Below are 17445 nucleotides of genomic sequence, written 5' to 3'. Positions count from 1 at the left end.
GGTTACGGGGTTACCGGGTTACGGCGCTACGGGGTCACGAGGATACGTGGTGACGAGGATACGCGGATACAAGGTGACGCGGCTACGAGGTCGCGAGGACGCGCGGAGCCCCTCGCGGTTGCCGAGGAGTCACCCGGGAGCTCCGCCACGGCGCCGGCGCCGTGGCGTGGGCGCCACGGCGATGCCCGCGGCGCGCCGCCCACAGCGCGGGAGTTGAGCGACACGCCACGGGGCCAGCGGCGACGCGGCAAGGACGCCGCCGCTGGATGCCTGGTCACCAGGACCGCCGCGCTGGCATGCGACGCCTGCCCGCGCCGCTCGGGGCGCCCTCGCCCTCCGTCAGGCCTTGACCACCTTGGGGTTCGCCGCGCGATAGACGCCACGGGCGTCGACGATCAGGGCGGCGTGGTTCAGCACCAGATCGTAGTCGACCACGGAGTGGTCGGTGACGATCATGACCGCGTCGTGGCTCTTGAGCGTGTCCTCGTTGAGGGGGACGGACGAGAGCTCCGGCAGATGCGGCCAGGTGCGCATGCGCGGCAGCTTGGGCACGTGCGGGTCATGGAAGCTCAGCACGGCCCCGAGCTTGCGCAGGAGCTCGATGATCTCGAACGCGGGGCTCTCGCGCGGGTCGTCGATGTCCTTCTTGTAGGCGACGCCGAGCAGCAGGACCTTCGTGCCCTTCAGCGCCTTGCCGCGCTCGTTCAGCGCGAGCTGGAGCTTGTTGACGACGTAGTGCGGCATCTCGACGTTCACCTCGCCGGCGAGCTCGATGAACTTGGTGGACACGCCGTACTCGCGCGCCTTCCACGCGAGGTAGAACGGGTCGAGCGGGATGCAGTGGCCGCCCCAGCCCGGGCCGGGGTTGAACCGCATGAAGCCGAACGGCTTGGTCGACGCGGCGTCGAGCACCTCCCAGACGTCGATGCCCATGGCGTCGTAGACGACCTTGAGCTCGTTCACGAGGGCGATGTTGATGGCCCGGAAGATGTTCTCGGTCAGCTTCGCCGCCTCGGCCGCGCGCGCCGAGGAGACGGCCACGACGCGCGCAATCGCCTGCGAGTAGAGCGCCTGCGAGAGGACCAGCGACGCGCGATCGACGCCGCCGACGACCTTCGGGATGGTCGCGGTGCTGTGATCGCGGTTGCCCGGGTCCTCGCGCTCGGGCGAGAAGGCGAGGTAGAAATCCTGCCCCATGCGCAGGCCCGATTGCTCGAGGATGCCCTTCACGAGCTCATCGGTCGTGCCGGGATACGTGGTGGACTCGAGGACGATGAGCTGCCCCTTCCGAAGCCGCTCCTTGATCTTCTGGGCGGAGCCGACGACGTAGCTCATGTCGGGCTCCCGCTGGGCCGTCAGCGGGGTCGGAACGCAGATCAGGATGGCGTCGGGCTCGCCGAGCCGCGAGAAGTCCGTCGTCGCCTCCAATCGGCCCGTCTTGGCTGCCGCCGCGATGCGCGCGGGATCGAGGTGCTTGATGTAGCCCTTCCCCTCGCTGAGCGCGGTGACCTTCGCCGGGTCCACGTCGAAGCCCAGCACGCGGAAGCCCTTCTCGATGAACGTGAGCGCCAGCGGCAGGCCGACATAACCCATGCCGATGATGCCCACCTGGGCTTCGCGGGAGTTGATCTTGGCCAGGAAGCTCTCGACCGCAGGGGGATGCGTCTCTGCCATTTCCTTTTATCTCCAGTGGTGGACGGGAGCCGCCATGCGGATCCCGACCCAGTTTCGAAGAGAGGGGCCCGACGCTACCACAGGCCCTTCAATTTCGCTCGAGTGTCGCGTGGGGCCCCAACCTTCGGAGGGGAAAGGTGCTCCTCGTTGCGATCCGCACGCTCATTACGCACGCTCGTCACGCTCGTTACGCTGGCCACGCTCGTTACGCGTGTTGCTCTCACCGCACTCATCCCGCTCGCTGCGCGCGCTTCGCTCGTCACGCCGGTCGGTGACATTCAGGAAACGCCTTAACGACGGCGGCGGACCGCTTCGCGTGCGAGCTGGAGGAAGTCCCGCGATGCCTGTCGCGCGATCACCAGCGCGGCGGCGACGAAGGCGAGCCCGCCGACCACCACCTCGGCGCCAAGGCGGCACCCGCGGGGCAGGTCGTGGAGCGACCGCATGCCGTAGCGAACGGCGAGCACCGCGGCGACCATGGGCAGGCACGCGACGAGCGGGCGGACCAGCGGGCGCAGGAGCCGCAGGTACGGGACGCCATCGGCGCGCTTGACCACCCAGAGGCTCGCCAGGGCGTGCACCCCGAACGCGACGCCGACGCCGGCGCAGGCCCAGAGGACGCCGCCCATCGTTCCGAGCAGCGCGATGCTGCCGACGATCGCGGCCACCTTGAGCCACTCCAGGACCATGATCGTCCGCGTCCGGCCGTAGACCTGCATGTACGAGGACAGGACCCAGCCGATCGGGCGCGTGACGCCGAGCGCGGACAGCACGGCGAGGAGCGGGCCGGCCGGCTCCCATGCCTCGTTGAAGAACGTGTCGTTCAGGATCGTCGGGGCGACCGCGCCGAGGCCCACGGCGAGCGGGAAGATGACGAGGGCGAGCAGCGTGAGCGCGCGGACGAGCGCCGCCTTGCGCTGCTCCGGCTCGAGCTTCGCGAACGACGGGACGAGCACGTCGCCGATGCGCTCGCCGACCTGGGAGGCCGGGATGTCGGCGAGGTTCCACGCGAGGTTGTAGAGCCCGCCGACTTGCTCCCCGAACAGGCGGATCATGACGAGGTTGTCCCATTTGGAAGCCCCGAAGTTCGCCAGCGACCCGAAGTTGAGCGGGATGCCGAAGGCGAACAGCTCGCGCGCCTTCTCGCGCGACAGCGGGCTCGGCGTCAGCCACTCGGAGAGCTTCACCGCGGGGACCGTGGTCACGACGCGCACGACGGCGCGCAGGAGCGTCGCCACCACGATGGCGTTTCCCCCCCAGCCGAGCACGGCGAGGGAGACGGACGCCGCGGTGTAGGTGAGCTCGCCGGCGGCGTTCCGGAGGCTCACGCTGCGGAAGCGCATCTCGCGGATGAGCAAGCGATCGGGGACGTACCAGAGCCGATCGATGAGCATCGCGACGATGAGCCCCGGCATGAACTCGAGCATCCCGGGCGCGCCGACGAGGTGCACCGCGATCGGCTCCCGGAGGAGGTACACGGCGGCGATGGCGATGAGGCCCGCCACGTGGAAATAGACGGTCGCGTTGAAGACCATCTGGCGGTCGAGGTTGGGCCTCGACGCGATGAACTGGCCGGTCCCGAGGCTCGACATGAAGTGCGCCGTCATGATCACGACGGACGCTGCCGAGACCTCGCCGTACACATCCGGCGCGATGAACCGGGTGAGCACGAGGGTGCCTATCAGGCCGAGCACGCGCGAGCCGAGCCCGGTCGCGATCGTCCAGACCGCGCCGAGGACCGCCTTTCGGGCAAGCGCGGAGGAGCCGGCCACGATCAGGGCACGAAGACGGTATCGCCGGCCTTGAGCACGAGGTCCTGCTCGGGCCGCTTGCGCGAGGCGATTTCGTCGTAGTTGATGGGGATGTGCCGGAATTTGCCCGGGCTATCCATGCGGATGAGCAGGATCTGATCCGTCGAGGCGAACTGGTTGGGACCGCCGGCGAGCGCGAGCGCCTCGGAGACGGAGACGAAGTAGTTGGAGGCGAAGATGCCGGCGCGCGCGACGTTGCCGCTGACCACGAACCGGTAGCTGTTGATCCCGGTCACGGCGACGGTGATCACGGCCGTCTCGTCCTTCACGAACTCGGAGAGCCGCTTCTTCAGCTCCTCGCGCACCTGGGTCGGGGTCCTGCCGGCCACGTAGACGTCGCCGATGAGCGGCATCGTGATGACGCCATCGGCCCGGACGAGCGCCTCGCTCGACAGGTCGGCCATGCGCCAGACGTTGATCCGGATCTGGTCCCCTACCCCGATCGTGTATTCGTGCTTACGCGGGTCGTACTCCTTCGCGTAGTTCGCGGGGTTGTAGATGTACGTCGGCGCGCACCCGGCGGAGAACGCGGCGAGGGCGAGCCCTGCCGCTGCCGTCAGAAGCACTCCTCGCATGAAGGACCGTTTCGTGGGACGGGCTGTGCCTTCCATGGGCGTCTGCATTGAGGAGGATGTCAGGCGGTACGGGGTTGCGATCACGCGGCGATCAAGGGGCGATCACGGGGCGTTCACAGGGAACGAGGTGAACTCGGCCGTACGGCGGCGCGATTCACCGAGCGGCGCCAGCATTGCAGGAAGGCCGTCCGCCGCCAAGGGGAAGTTTTCGTACCGCGGCAAGACGCGGGATCCTCGCGAGGAACCAACTTGACGGACCGATGACCTCTCTCGAAAGTCGGCTTTGATGCTGCTTCATCTGCAACAGATCGCGGTCCCCTTCGAGTACCCCGTCTACTTCACGGAGGGCGTCTTTTCGCCGAGCAACGCCGACCTGGCGGCCGCCATCGCCGCGAAGGAGCCGCGCCGGCGCCACCGCGTGCTGCCGGTGATCGACGGTGGCGTCGCCGCGGCGTGGCCGTCTCTGGCGGACGACATCGCGCGGTACGTGGGCGCGCGGCCGGACCTGCTCACGCTCGCGGCCGAGCCGATCGTGGTGCCCGGCGGCGAGGCGGCGAAGAACGACGGCGCGGCGACGGCGGCGCTGCAGGCGAGGCTCGACGCGCTGGGGATGGATCGGCAGTCGTTCGTGATGATCGTCGGAGGCGGCGCGGTGCTCGACATGGTCGGCTACGCGGCGGCGACGGTGCACCGAGGCCTCCGGGTCGTGCGGATCCCGACCACGGTGCTCGCGCAGGCCGATTCCGGGGTCGGCGTGAAGAACGGCGTCAACGCGTTCGGGAAGAAGAACCTGCTCGGCACGTTCGCCCCGCCGTTCGCGGTGCTCATCGATCCGCGCTTTCTGGAGACGCTGCCCTTGCGCGACAAGGTGGCGGGGATGGCGGAGGCGGTGAAGGTCGCGCTGATCCGGGACGCGCGGCTGTTCTCGTGGCTGTCCGAGCACGCGCCCGCGCTCGCGTCGGGGTCGCTCGCGCCGCTCGCGCAGCTCGTGCGCCGCTCGGCGGAGATCCACCTCCACCACATCGCGAGCGCGGGCGACCCGTTCGAGCTCGGGAGCGCGCGGCCCCTCGACTTCGGGCACTGGGCTGCGCACAAGCTGGAGTCGCTCACGAAGCACAGGCTCCGCCACGGCGAGGCGGTCGCGATCGGGATCGCGATCGACACGCTGTACGCCGAGCTGGCCGGCCTGTGCAGCCACACGACAGCGGCCGCGGTGGTGGCGGCGCTCGAGGCGCTCGGCTTCACGCTGTGGGACGACGCGCTCACGCTGACGCGCACGTGCGAGCGGGGGGAGCGGGGCGAGCGGCTCTGCGTGCTCGATGGGCTGGACGAGTTCCGCGAGCACCTCGGCGGGGAGCTCACGGTGACGTTGCTCGAGGACGTGGGGCGCGCCCGCGAGGTGCACGCGATGGAGGAGCGGCACATCGTCGCGGCGATCGCGCGGCTGCGCGAGCGCGCCGGGAGGCGGGGCGCGCTCGCGGCGATCGGCGCGACGGGAGCGGCGGGCGCGGCCACGGGAGCGACGGGCGTGGCCGCGGCAGCGACGGGCGCGGCCACGGGAGCGGCGGGCGTGGCCACGGGAGCGGCGAGCGCGGTCACGGGAGCGGCGCAATCATGAGGCTCGCGTGCGCGGGCGCGCCGCACCTCACGTACTGCACGAACATCCACGCGGGCGAGACGTGGTCGGAGGTGAAGCAGAGCCTCGAGACGCACCTGCTCGCGATCTGGTCGCGCGCGGCCCGCGGGGAGGAAGGGGCGTTGCACGGAGGAGGCGCCGGAAGCGGCGGAGGCGGCAGCGGGGCGGAGGGCCTCGGGCCGAGCGCGCGCCGCCGGTGCGGGGTGGGGCTGCGGCTGTCGGCGAGGGCGGCGGCGGAGCTCGCCGAGCCGGCGGAGCTCGACGCGTTCCGCGATTTTCTCGAGCGGAACGGCCTCTACGTGTTCACGCTGAACGGCTTCCCCTACGGCCGGTTCCACGGCGCGCCGGTGAAGGAGCGCGTGTACCTGCCCGACTGGCTCGACGAGGAGCGGCTCGCGTACAGCGATCTCCTGGCGACGCTCCTCGCCGAGCTGCTGCCGGCGGACGAGGGCCTGATGGGAAGCGTCAGCACGGTGCCCGGCGCGTTCAGGCCGCGGGTGCGCACGCCGGGCGACGCGGAGGCGGTGGCGCGGCGGCTGGTCGAGCACGCGGCGCACCTCGTCGAGATCCGCCGCCGCACGGGCAAGCACATCGCGCTGGCCCTCGAGCCGGAGCCGTGCTGCTTCCTAGAGACGACGCCCGAGGCGATCGGCTTCTTCACCGATCACGTGTTCGCGCCGGAGCGCGCGCGCGAGCTGTCGGCGCTGGCCGGGATGAGCCTGCCGGACGCGGAGGAGGCGCTCCGGAGCCACCTCGGCCTCTGCTTCGACGCGTGCCACATGGCGGTGGAGTTCGAGGACGCCCCCGCGTCGCTCGCGGCGCTCCGCGCGGCGGGCATCGGCGTGCACAAGGTGCAGCTCAGCGCCGGGCTACGCGCCCGCGTGGCGGGACGCGAGCCGGCGACGATGGCGAGGCTGCGCGCGTACGCGGAGGACATCGTCTACCTGCACCAGGTGGTCGAGCGGCGTGGGGGCCCGGGCGGGGGCGAGCTCGTCCGATACCTGGATCTGCCCGAGGCGCTGGCGGCGCTCGACCGCGGGACCGCAGCGCCACCCGAGGCGCAGCCGGAGGAGTGGCGAGTCCATTTCCATGTGCCGATCTTCCGGGAGCTCGAGGGCGCGCTCGCGACGACGCAGCCGGAGCTAGCGGCGCTGCTGTCGCACCTGCGAGACTCGCCAGCGACGCAGCACCTCGAGGTGGAGACTTACACCTGGGATGTACTTCCGGAGGACCAGCGACGCGGCGGACTGGTCGAGGCGGTGGCGAGGGAGCTCCGCTGGGTGGAGGAGCGGATGGTGGGTAACGGAAGCGTGGGCGCCGGCGAGGGCAGAGGCGTCGGCGAGGGCAAAGGCCTCGGCGCAAGCCGTGGAGTCGGGGGTGGCCGCGAGGCCGGTGGTGGCCGCGAAGTGGGCGCGAGCTCCGCTGGGCGAGCGGACGGCGAAATCGGCGCGAGCTCCGGTGGCCGAGCGGACGACCGACCGGGGGCAGGGCGATGAGCTCGCGCGCACGGGTGTACCTGCGGCTCGGCCGCGTCTCGAACCTGCCCACGGTGTGGACGAACGTGCTCTGTGGCATGGCCCTGTCGGGGTCTGCGCCGCGGGCGCTCGAGGTGGCGCTTGTAGGGTTCGCGGTGTCGCTGATGTACGTGGGCGGCATGTTCCTGAACGACGCGTTCGACCGGGGGATCGACGCGCGCGAGCGGCCCGAGCGGCCGATCCCATCCGGGCTTGTGAGCGCCCGCGAGGTGTTCGCGGTCGGCTACGGCCTGCTCGGGGCGGGGGTGCTGATCGTGGGCGGCCACGCCTATGTGGCGAACCGGGGGATGGCGCCCGCCCTGGCGAGCGTGCTGCTCGCCGGGGCGATCGTGCTTTACGATGCCTGGCACAAGGGGAACCCGCTGAGCCCGGCGCTGATGGGGGCGTGCCGCGTGCTGGTCTATGTGACGGCGGCGTTCGCGGCGGGGGGGCAGCTCGGGAGCGCGGTGATCGCCGGGGGGGTGGCGCTGCTGTTCTATTTGATCGGGCTGACCGCGATCGCAAAGCAGGAGAACCTGCTGGCGGTGCGCAGCCTGTGGGCCCTCGGCTTCATGGCGGTCCCGTTCATGGCGACGCTCGGCGCGCCGCTCACGGGGATGATGGGGACGATCGCGTACGGGGCGCTCGCTGGCTGCGTGATCCACGCGGTGAGGTTGCTGCGCGGGACGCGAAAGGACCGGATCCCGCGCGCCGTGGTGACGCTCATCGCAGGGATATCACTGCTGGATGCCGTGCTCATCGCGAGGAGCGGCGCGCCGGGCGCCGGCGGCGCGGCGGCGCTGGCGATACTGGGATTTCCGCTGACGCTGGCGATGCAGCGTGTGGTGAGGGGGACGTGAGAGCGCGCGGACAAGGACATCCATGCCTCGCTGCATCGCGCCACACGAGAGACAGTAGGTTGAACCCCTGGAGAGACGAAGACATGACATTACCTCGCGCTGGAATGTTGCAAGGCGGCCTCCTCGCGCTCGTCCTCGCCGGGTCCGGGTGCGGGCTCCTCCTCGGACTCGACGATTTCGACGACGCGCCTGCGCCAGGCGGCCAGGGATCCGGCGGGACCGGCGGGACCGGCGGCGCGGACACCTGCCCTCCTGACAAGACGGAGCAATGCTACAGCGGCCTACCTGGAACAGAGAAGGTGGGTTTATGCCGCTCCGGTACACGGACGTGCGACAGCGGCGGTGAAACATGGAGCGCCTGCCAGGGCGAGGTGGTGCCGCAGCAGGAGAGCTGCGCCTCCAGCGAAGACGAGAACTGCGACGGGTTTGATTGCGGACTCTGGGTCCGGACGACCGAAGCACCGAACAACAAATCGCGCATCAACTCGATAGCCATCGACAACCAAGGCAACATAACCATAGCTGGATCGTTCACAGAAACGATACAGTTCGGAGCCGAGCCGCTCGTCGGCGCAGCGCAAAACGACCCCTCTGCTCTTGACGCGTTCATCGTCTCGCTCGACAGCGCAGGAAAACATCGCTGGAGCCACCAGTTCAGCGACCCGACGAACCAGGAGGCGACGTCTGCGTGCGTCGATGGCGCTGGGAACGTCATCGTCGCAGGGGTCAACAGCGGCACAATCAACCTCGGCAAGGACGACATAGGCCCGGGAGTATTCGTCGCAAAATTCGACAGCTCCGGCACACATGCATGGATCAGCGGCATCGAAGGCTCTCCGGTAGGCGACTCAGGCTTCCTTGCGGGCGCTCCAAAGGTCGCGTGCACCCCGGATGGCGACGTGATCCTCGCGGGCCATTTCGCTGGAACCCTCCAGTTCGACAAAACCGAGTTTACCACTCTTCCGGCGGACGCGTATGATATCTACGTTGCGAGGCTGGACGGAGATACCGGCTCATCCAACACGACGGACGGCGGATGGGTCCAACGGTTCACGAGCCAGGGGCACGACACCCTGGCGGGCGTCGCCGTCCATTCGAATAACAGCATCGTCATCACTGGGAATTACGCCCAGAGGATCGAGTTCGGCAATCTCTCGCCAACAACCGCCAAGGGGATGTTCCTGACCCATCTCGACAGGACGGGGAAGCCTACCTGGGTGCGCGGCTTCGCCAACGCTGAGCCGACCGCGCTCGCCATTGACACGCTCGGCAACATCTCTGCAACAGGGGCCTACGAACATCCCACCAACTTCGGCGGAGGGGACTTGCCGGAGTGGAGCCAAATGGCATTCGCAGCGCAGTTCAATATCGCAGGAAACCATAGATGGAGCCGAGGTTTCCTCGGTGGGATCAAGACGTCGAGCATCAGCACGGATGCCGCCAATGAGCTGCTCATACTCGCCACCGTCACGCACGACGTAACAATCGATGAAAACGAGATAATCTATGTCTCCGAGTTTCCTTCCCCGATGACGATCAAGCTGGCCCCCGAGGGGAGGACGGTGTGGCGAAAATGGTTCCCCGTTCAGCCGTTAGGCGTGGGGGAGGCAAGGGCCGCAGCGACGGATCCCAAGGGAGAGAGCGTCATCTCTGGGCGAGGAATAGATAGCGCGGGCCAAGGCGCTAACATCGATTTCGGAGCCGCACCACAGCCGATAGGAGACCACTCTCTCTTCATCGCGAAGCTCGGCAAGTGAACGTCATCGTGCAAGAACCTACCGCGAGGATCTCGCCGCCAGCCGAGCGCCCGGTATAGGCCTCGTGGGAGAGCGGTCAATCGAAGATGTGGCGCAAGACAATCTCTTTGATGTCCACTGCGCGGACGCTCGTGCCAGTCAGCAGCGACGCTTCGGTCGACGCGACGAGCGGCCCTTCTCCGGCGTGCTCGTTTAAACGACCATGTGAGCCTTTGACGAGAGCAGCGTCCAGCGGGATGACATCCATCAGGTAACGAAACCCTAGCTTCTTCTGGAGCAGCCTCCGCGCGACGCGCACCCGCGGGACACGCAGGTTGGAGTCGACGAAGAGCTCCACGGGATCGTAGCCTGGCTTGCGGTGGATATCGACCGTCCTCGCATACTCAGGGGCCTTGCTGTCGTCCATCCAGTAGTAATAAGTGAACCACCGATCCCTCCTAGCGACGGCGACGAGCTCACCTGATCTCGAGTGCTCCAACCCCGCGGCGTGCTTGCCCTCCCTGTCAAGGACGAAGTCCACCCCCTGCAGCCTCTCGAGCAGACCCTTCACCTCGCTGATACGCTCCGCGCGCCGCACGTAGACGTGCGCAACTTGGTGGTCCGCCACGGCGAACGCCTCGGAGCCCCCTGCGTCGAGCTTCTCCAGGCCACGTTCGACCCGCACTCGGAGCAACCCCTGTACACGTAACTCCCGGTTGATATGCACGGCGCCGGTGACAGGCATGATGCCGTACTCGGAGAGGACGATCACCCGCGCCCCATCCTTGCGCACATGATCGATCAGCTCCCCGCACACAGCGTCGACGGCTCTGAGATCCTTCTCGATGGCCGGATCACCCGAGCCGAGCCGCTGCAGGTTATAGTCGAGATGCGGGAGATAGACCAACGTCAACGTCGGACGGCGCGTGTCATACACGTGGCGCGCGCATCGCGCGATCCACTCGGTGGATCGGATGTCCGCGTTCGGCCCCCAGAAGTTGAAGAGCGGGAACTCGCCCAACCGGAGTACGAGCTCGTCGCGCAGGGTCGCCGGCTCCGTGTAGATATCCGGCAGCTTGAGCCCATCCGCCCAGTAAATTGGCCTCGGCGTCACCGCGTAATCTGCCGAGCTGTACATGTTGTACCACCAGAAGAGCTTGGCGCAGGTGAAGGCCGGATCACGACGGCGCGCGGCCTCCCAGATCTTCTCACCCGTCACGAGCTGGTTCGCCTGGCGCCACAGGTTCACCTCGGCGATGTCACGATAGTACCAGCCGTTCGCGACGCAGCCGTGCCCGCTCGGGAGAAGGCCTGTCGTGAAGGTCGACTGGACCGTGCACGTGACCGCCGGCAGCACGGTCTCGAGAGGGCGCATCGCCCCTTCCCCTGCGAGCCGCTTCAGGTTCGGCGTGGCGTCGCCTAGGAGCTCTCCGGTGAGCCCGACGACATTTAAAACGACAGTGCGGTGCATACGTGCGCTCGATCAGCTTTTCACGACGGGGGCCTGCCCGCGCAGCACCGAGTTCCCTTCAAACAGGGCGCGCTGATCCACCGCCTGCGCTTCGCCGAACTCCGCGAGATCGAGCCGGCCGCTCTGGGAGAAGAAGGAGAGGGGGTTCTTCCAGACGATCCGCTCGATCGCCTCGTCCGAGATCCCGTTCTCGCGCATCCGCGCCGCCGTCTTCGGGACCTTGAGCGGATCGCTCACGCCCCAGTCCGCCGCGCTGTTGATAAGGATCCGTTCGGCACCGAATGTCTTGACCAGCGCGACCATCCTGTCCTCGTCCATCTTGGTGTTGGGGTAGATGGAGTGGCCGGCCCAGCAGCCGGTCGCGAGCACGAGCGGCAGCGTCTCCTCATTGTTATGATCGACGAGAACACGCTCTTCAGGGAACCGGAGCTCCCGCACCAGGGCGAGCGTCCGCACCGTGCCCCGCTTTTTGTCACGGTGCGGCGTGTGCACCAGAATCGGAAGATCGTGCTCGCGGGCGAGCTCGACCTGCTGGGCGAAATACTTCTCTTCCTCCGGTGTCATGTCATCGAACCCGATCTCCCCGACCGCGACGACGCCTTCCTTGTCGAGATAGCGCGGCAAGAGATCGATGACGCCTTGCGCCACGCGGGGGTTGTTGGCTTCCTTCGGGTTGAGCCCCAGCGTGCAAAGGTGACGAATGCCGAACTGACTGGCCCGGAAACGCTCCCAGCCGAGCAGGGACGTGAAGTAGTCCTCGAATGTGCCGACATGGGTCCTCGGTTGACCGAGCCAGAACGCCGGCTCGAGGACGGCCACGATGCCGGCCGCGGCCATCGCCTGGTAGTCGTCCGTCGTCCGCGATGTCATGTGGATATGGGGATCGAACAGCTTCAAGGGTCCCTCCGCAGCGCGCCGCTTCACTCGGGGATCCGCGTCGCGCGCTCACGCTCATGGTCCAGAGAGAGCAAGCCTATGTCGGCCGGGACGCTCCGGCCAGCTGCCCTCCGTTCGCTCGCGAAGTCCTCCGCCATCCTGGCGAGCTCGCCCGATCGCCGTCGGTCGAGCCCGATGATCCGGGCGAGCGCCACGCCCATGAACATGGCCTTGAGGACCAACTGGTTGAAGTTGAGATCGGGAAAATAGGCGGCTGGGTAGGGATTATCGCAAGCAATCGCTTCGAAGATGGGCAGCTCGTTCGTTCGGCACGCCTCGACCGCGAGCGGAACGAAGCGCTCTCCCTCGGTCAAGAACGGCAGTGCCCGCAAGAGCGCCTGCCGCTCCCGACCATCTCCCTGCTCATAACAAACACGGAGCAGCGATTCGAGCTCCGGTGCGGGCAGGCGCCTCGAAACCTGCGCCAGCATCGTTACCCGGCCGAGCTCATCCAGCGCCCGGCCATCAACCACCCCGGCAACACCGGCAGCCACCCCGGCAGCCTCGAGGGCATCCCGCTCGTCGGGGTGAAGCCCGAGCTGCGCCCTACCGAGCACGCGTACCGCCGCAGTGAACGTCGCGAGGAAGCGGTCGAGATCGAACCACGTCGACGACTCGCTCTCGCGCGCGTCGGGCCTGCCGACGAGACCCGCACCGGTCCCGGTCACCCGTTCGACGCGCTCCAGCCAGGAGCGCGCCGACGGCGGAATCCGGCGCGATAGAATTTCAAACAGCAGTAGGGAAGCGTCTTGCATTGTAGTCATGCCCGCCGGTCCGGGCGCCTGCCGCAAGATGCCGACGTGGCCGAGCGGTGGAAAGTTATACCAAGGGGCGCGCTGTTCGGATAGTGTCCTACTGCATGATGGACCAGAAGCGTTTCCTTTTGTCCTTTATGCCCATCGCAGCCGCCCTTTTCGGGCTCGGCTTCATCCTGAATGGCTGCGGCGGCAGCGACAACAGCGCAGGCACAGGCGGAGGAGGCGGGGGAGGAACCGGTGCCGGTGGACCGGGCTCCGGCGGCGGCACCTCGACCGGCTCCCCCACGAGCAGCGGAACCGGCTCGAACACCAGCACCAGCAACGGGACCAGCACCGGCAGCAGCGCCAACACCAGCGGCCCGGGCACGACCGCTAGCACCGGAGAGGGCGCCGGCCCTGCAACCAGTGCCGGATCCGGCGCCGGCGGGAGCGGGACGATCGAGTGCGACGAGCCGGGCGGGACCGTACCGCCGCTCCGGCTCACGGAGGTAGCAAGCGGCCTGGATCGGCCCTTGTACGTAACAAGCGAGCCGGAAGATGCCAGTCGGCTCTACGTCGTGGGGAAGGGTGGAACAATCCGTCTCATCAAGGGCGGTGAACTGCAGAGCGCTGCGTTCCTGGACATCACCGCGGATGTCTATCAATCTAACGACTTGAAGGAAGAGCGAGGTCTCCTTGGGCTCGCATTTCACCCGCAGTACGCGAGCAATGGAAGGTTCTTCGTTTACTACAATACGAGATCGCGAACGATCGCCCTCCGAGAGTTCAAGCGCTCAGAGTCCAATCCGGACCAGGCGGTGCCGCAGGCTGGGCAGGAGGAGCAGCAGCGAAACACGCTGTTCTCGTTCCCGGTGCTGGTCGGCAACCACAACGGCGGGATGCTCGCGTTCGGCCCCGATGGAAATCTTTATGTAGGCGTCGGCGACGGCGGCGGGAGCACCTCCGACCCCGATCCGGACAACAATGGGCAAAACATCGAGGTGAAGTACGCCAAGATACTTCGTGTAGACGTCAACAATCACCCGACAGCGCCGGCGGGTAACGTCCCCGGTGGAGACCCGTACGTGTGGGACTACGGCCTGCGCAACCCCTGGCGCTTCAGCTTCGACCGCTGCAGGGGTGATCTCTACATCGGAGATGTCGGTGGGCGCCTCTTCGAGGAAATCAACATCGAGCCGCGCGGCCAGGGCCACAAGAACTATGGATGGAGCGTCACCGAGGGAGGCACATGCCTTCAGGAGGACCAGGCGACCAGCTGCGACTCGCCGACGATCACGCCGCCCGTCTTCGCCTACGACCACGACAGCGGCGATGGCTCGGTGACAGGCGGCTATGTCTATCGTGGGAGCAGGATCCCCGCGCTTCGTGGGAAGTACCTGTTCGGCGACTTTGAAACGGACCGCGTCTGGATGCTCACCTGGAAGGACGGCGTCGCCACGCCCAGGAGCTCGCTCAGCCAAGACCTCGGTTCTGAGAACACCATCGAGGGCCTGGCCTCGTTCGGCGAGGATGCGGCGGGCGAGCTGTACATCGTATCCTACGGCGGAGGCAGCATCTTCCGGATCGATCCGGAATAGCTTGGCCCGCAGTCCGCAGGGACCAGCGGGGGTGTTCACCGTTGGTCCCTGATTTCCGAAGAGAGCAGCTTACCAGATCTGGGTTCGAGCTATGCAGAAGACGCGGAGACTGGCGGTGGGTTGGGTGCTGGCGCTCGGGCTGCTGAGTCACGATGCGGCGGCCGGGATCGATGACCTCAAGGGCACGACGGCAGACGACATGCCACGATCGAACAACTTGGGCACCGCCGAGCGCTGCTCCGGTTGCCATCGAGCAGAGATCGAGGATCACCGGGATTACATGCCCACCGACACGTGGGCGGGCACCATGATGGCCAACGCATGGCGCGATCCCGTATTCAAAGCTGCTCTCGCGATTGCCAACCAGGACGCGCCGGGGGTCGGGACATTCTGCCTGCGTTGCCACTCTCCCATTGGGTTCCTGAACGGGAGAGCGACGCCCCCGGATGGCTCTGGGTTCGACCCCGAGGCGTCGGTCGATGGGAAGATCGTCGATGGTCAGGGCATCAGCTGCAGCGTTTGTCATCGCGCGATGACGACGTCAGACCCTGAAACCACGTCACCGTACATCATCGGCAACGCTCAGCTCGTGTTTGACCACACGCCCGCGGCTGCCGGGTTCACAGCTACGCCCCTGGTCTATGGCCCATATCCGGACGTCGAGTCTGAATCTCACGTTGGAGATGCAGCGCCCGCGCTGGGCGAATCGGAATTTTGCGGCCAATGTCATCAAGTCACCAATCCGGAGGTCATGCTGAGGGACGCGAGCGGAACCCCCACCACCATCGAGTTTCCGCTCGACACAACCTACGAAGAGTGGGCCTCCAGTGACTTCCGCAATGGCGGTTCGAGCGCTCAAAGTTGCGCCGATTGTCATATGCAGCGGAGGCTCGGCGAGTTGCGTGTCGGCGAGCGCGGACCGCTTCGAACCGATCCGCGCACCCACCTCCTCGTCGGCGGCAACCACTGGGGCATCCAGGCCGTCATGGCGGCCGACCCGGCGCGCGCCGCGGAGTACGCCGACTCCTTCCAGCTCGCGCTCGACGGTACGCTCAAGAGCCTCGCCTCGGCCGCCTCGGTCACGCTCGTCGACGCCCCGCAGGAGGCCGCGCCAGGAGAGGAGATCGCCGTCACCGTCCGGGTCGAGAACCTCACCGGTCACAAGTTTCCGACAGGCTATGCGGAGAGCCGGCGGGCCTGGATCGCCGTGTTCCTCGTCGACGAGAACGGCGTCGAACGACCGCTGCTCGGCGGCTACGACGCAGACACGGGCGAGATCCAGCACGAGCCGCCCACCCACGAGTACCGCGCCGTGCACGGGCGATGGGACAGCGAGGCGAGCGTGGGCGAGAAGGAGGAGCACCTCGCGCTCCACGACATGATCATCTCCGATACGCGCATCCCGCCGAAGGGCTTCGTCCCGTCGCGGACCACCCAGCCGACGCAGGAGATCGACTTCACCGATGGGAACGGCGGATACCGCAACTACGACGAGGCGCGCTTCACGCTCACCGTCCCGGCCAACGCCTTCGGCAGGCAGACGCTCTCGGCGCGCGTGTACTACCAGTCGATGACGAAGGAGTACATCGAGTTCCTGCAGTCCGAGAACCGCACGGACAGCACAGGAGACGACCTCCGGGCCATCTACGAGGAGACCGGCGAGGCGCCGCCCATCCTCGTCGCGGCCGATGACGCGGAAGCGCCGCTCGATCTGGGAGAGCCGCCCGTCAACGCCAGCAGCAGCAACGGCGCCGGCGCCGGCGGCAGCGGCGCCGGCGGCAACGGCACCGGCGGCAACGGCACCGGCGGCAGCATCAGCGGCTCCAGCGACGACGGCGGGTGCGGCTGCCGGATGCCCGGCAACGCCCCCGACGGGTGGCTCCCCGCGGGCCTCGCGGGGCTCGCCCTCGCCGCCGCAGCCAGGCGCCGGCGCACACACCGGCGGCAGTGAGCCTCGCTCCACAACGAACCGCCGCAAGCGCGCGTCGCTGCGGGGCGGACGATCCCCGATCGGCTCCGTCCCGCCGTTTCACCTGGAGACGGCCCCTTTTTCGCTCGCATCGCCCCCCCGGCGCCTTCATAGAGTGAGCCCACCCAGCGCCTCACGGCGAGCCTCGCCTTGCCCATCTCCCGCCTCGTCGATCCCCTGCTCGTGCTCCTCGTCGCCGCGGGCGTCGGCCTCGCGCTCTCCGGCGGCGACTGGAGCTTCCGAACACGCGGGGCGAAGATCGGGCGGGCGCTCGCGTGGAGCGCCTGGCTCGCGCTGTGGCTCCTCTCCACGCCCTGGCTCTCCAGCGCGCTCGCGCGCCGGATCAGCACGGTGCCGAGGGACCTTCACGCGGAGCTCGCCGGAAGCTCACCCGAGCGGCGGGTCCTCGTCATCCTCACCGCCGGCATCGACGCCGACGAGTTCGGCGAGCCAGCCATGGAACGGCAGTCGGCGGCAGGCCTCGAGCGCGGCCTCGCCGCCGTGCGGGTCTACCGCGAGTACGGCTTCGGCCACGTCATCGTCTCGGGGAAGGACGTCCGAGGCGCGCCCACCCAGCTCGCCAGCGCGATGGCCGATCTCCTCGTGGAGCTCGGCGTTCCCAGGAAGAAGATCATCCTGGAGACCGAGTCGCGCGATACCCGAGAAAACGCCCTCCACTCCACGCGGATCGCCCGCGGCCTGTCGGCCGACGCCGTCGTGGTCGTGACCAGCGCGCTCCACATGCCGCGCTCCCTCCGCATGTTCGAGCGCGCAGGGCTCGACGTCCTCCCCGCGCCGGTCAGGTTCCAGTCGCTGCCGCCCGAGGGGCTAGAGCGGCTGCTGCCGGAGTCGCTCTCCCTCAGGCGGTCGCAGCGCGCCGTTCACGAGCTCGTGGGTCTCCTGGAGCCGTAGCCCCGGCGCGCCCCGC

13 protein-coding genes are annotated in these 17445 nt (G+C 68.0%); 7 read left to right on the top strand and 6 right to left on the bottom strand.

The features are described 5' to 3' along the window. Window positions 1-339 precede the first annotated feature (339 nt). The 3 genes from WMF11_RS04885 to WMF11_RS04875 form a co-directional block, all read right to left on the bottom strand. Window positions 340-1674: a nucleotide sugar dehydrogenase gene (locus WMF11_RS04885; protein WP_437549742.1), complete on the bottom strand. Its 1335-nt coding sequence runs from the start codon at window positions 1672-1674 to the stop codon at window positions 340-342. Window positions 1675-1964: 290 nt separating this feature from the next. After that, window positions 1965-3446 (bottom strand): oligosaccharide flippase family protein, encoded by a 1482-nt coding sequence (locus tag WMF11_RS04880; RefSeq protein WP_437976599.1) that lies wholly within the window; start codon window positions 3444-3446, stop codon window positions 1965-1967. A 2-nt stretch (window positions 3447-3448) separates the two neighbouring features. Then, the gene (locus WMF11_RS04875) at window positions 3449-4060 is read right to left on the bottom strand and encodes a polysaccharide biosynthesis/export family protein (protein ID WP_437549740.1); all 612 of its coding nucleotides are present in this window, start codon (window positions 4058-4060) and stop codon (window positions 3449-3451) included. A gap of 283 nt (window positions 4061-4343) precedes the next feature. Between WMF11_RS04875 and WMF11_RS04870 the strand changes: the two genes are divergently transcribed. Genes WMF11_RS04870 through WMF11_RS04855 form a run of 4 tightly spaced genes read left to right on the top strand, consistent with a single transcriptional unit; the run spans window position 4344 to window position 9827 of the window. Then, window positions 4344-5678, top strand: a complete 1335-nt coding sequence (locus WMF11_RS04870) for a 3-dehydroquinate synthase (RefSeq protein ID WP_437976598.1) — start codon at window positions 4344-4346, stop codon at window positions 5676-5678. Next, the gene (gene eboE / locus WMF11_RS04865) at window positions 5675-7192 is read left to right on the top strand and encodes a metabolite traffic protein EboE (protein ID WP_437976597.1); all 1518 of its coding nucleotides are present in this window, start codon (window positions 5675-5677) and stop codon (window positions 7190-7192) included. Before WMF11_RS04870 ends, eboE begins: the two co-directional genes overlap by 4 nt. After that, window positions 7189-8070, top strand: coding sequence for a UbiA family prenyltransferase (locus WMF11_RS04860; protein WP_437976596.1), 882 nt, complete (start codon window positions 7189-7191; stop codon window positions 8068-8070). The genes eboE and WMF11_RS04860 overlap by 4 nt, the downstream gene beginning before the upstream one ends. A gap of 59 nt (window positions 8071-8129) precedes the next feature. Continuing rightward, complete coding sequence (locus WMF11_RS04855) at window positions 8130-9827, top strand: hypothetical protein (protein WP_437976595.1); 1698 nt, start codon at window positions 8130-8132, stop codon at window positions 9825-9827. 76 nt (window positions 9828-9903) lie between these two features. On the opposite strand, the gene WMF11_RS04850 is transcribed toward WMF11_RS04855, so the two are convergent. From WMF11_RS04850 to WMF11_RS04840, 3 genes are read right to left on the bottom strand one after another with little or no spacing between them, the layout of a single operon-like run. Next, window positions 9904-11277 (bottom strand): alkaline phosphatase family protein, encoded by a 1374-nt coding sequence (locus tag WMF11_RS04850; RefSeq protein ID WP_437976594.1) that lies wholly within the window; start codon window positions 11275-11277, stop codon window positions 9904-9906. Window positions 11278-11289: 12 nt separating this feature from the next. Continuing rightward, window positions 11290-12174 carry a TatD family hydrolase gene (locus WMF11_RS04845; RefSeq protein WP_437976593.1) on the bottom strand — a complete coding sequence of 295 codons (885 nt, stop codon included), beginning with the start codon at window positions 12172-12174 and terminating at the stop codon, window positions 11290-11292. Between the two features lie 23 nt (window positions 12175-12197). Next, window positions 12198-12968: an EboA domain-containing protein gene (locus WMF11_RS04840; RefSeq protein WP_437976592.1), complete on the bottom strand. Its 771-nt coding sequence runs from the start codon at window positions 12966-12968 to the stop codon at window positions 12198-12200. Window positions 12969-13072: 104 nt separating this feature from the next. Between WMF11_RS04840 and WMF11_RS04835 the strand changes: the two genes are divergently transcribed. From WMF11_RS04835 to WMF11_RS04825, 3 genes are all read left to right on the top strand, one after another. Further along, complete coding sequence (locus WMF11_RS04835) at window positions 13073-14548, top strand: PQQ-dependent sugar dehydrogenase (protein WP_437976591.1); 1476 nt, start codon at window positions 13073-13075, stop codon at window positions 14546-14548. A gap of 877 nt (window positions 14549-15425) precedes the next feature. Beyond that, window positions 15426-16499, top strand: a complete 1074-nt coding sequence (locus WMF11_RS04830) for an MYXO-CTERM sorting domain-containing protein (protein ID WP_437976590.1) — start codon at window positions 15426-15428, stop codon at window positions 16497-16499. Between the two features lie 168 nt (window positions 16500-16667). Then, window positions 16668-17429, top strand: coding sequence for a YdcF family protein (locus WMF11_RS04825; protein ID WP_437976589.1), 762 nt, complete (start codon window positions 16668-16670; stop codon window positions 17427-17429). Window positions 17430-17445: the final 16 nt, after the last annotated feature.

This window comes from Sorangium sp. So ce295, from assembly GCF_051527405.1.
GTDB lineage: Bacteria > Myxococcota_A > Polyangia > Polyangiales > Polyangiaceae > Sorangium > Sorangium cellulosum_B.
The sequence above is the reverse complement of the archived record's forward strand: the minus strand, read 5'-3'. Positions and strand labels throughout refer to the sequence as shown.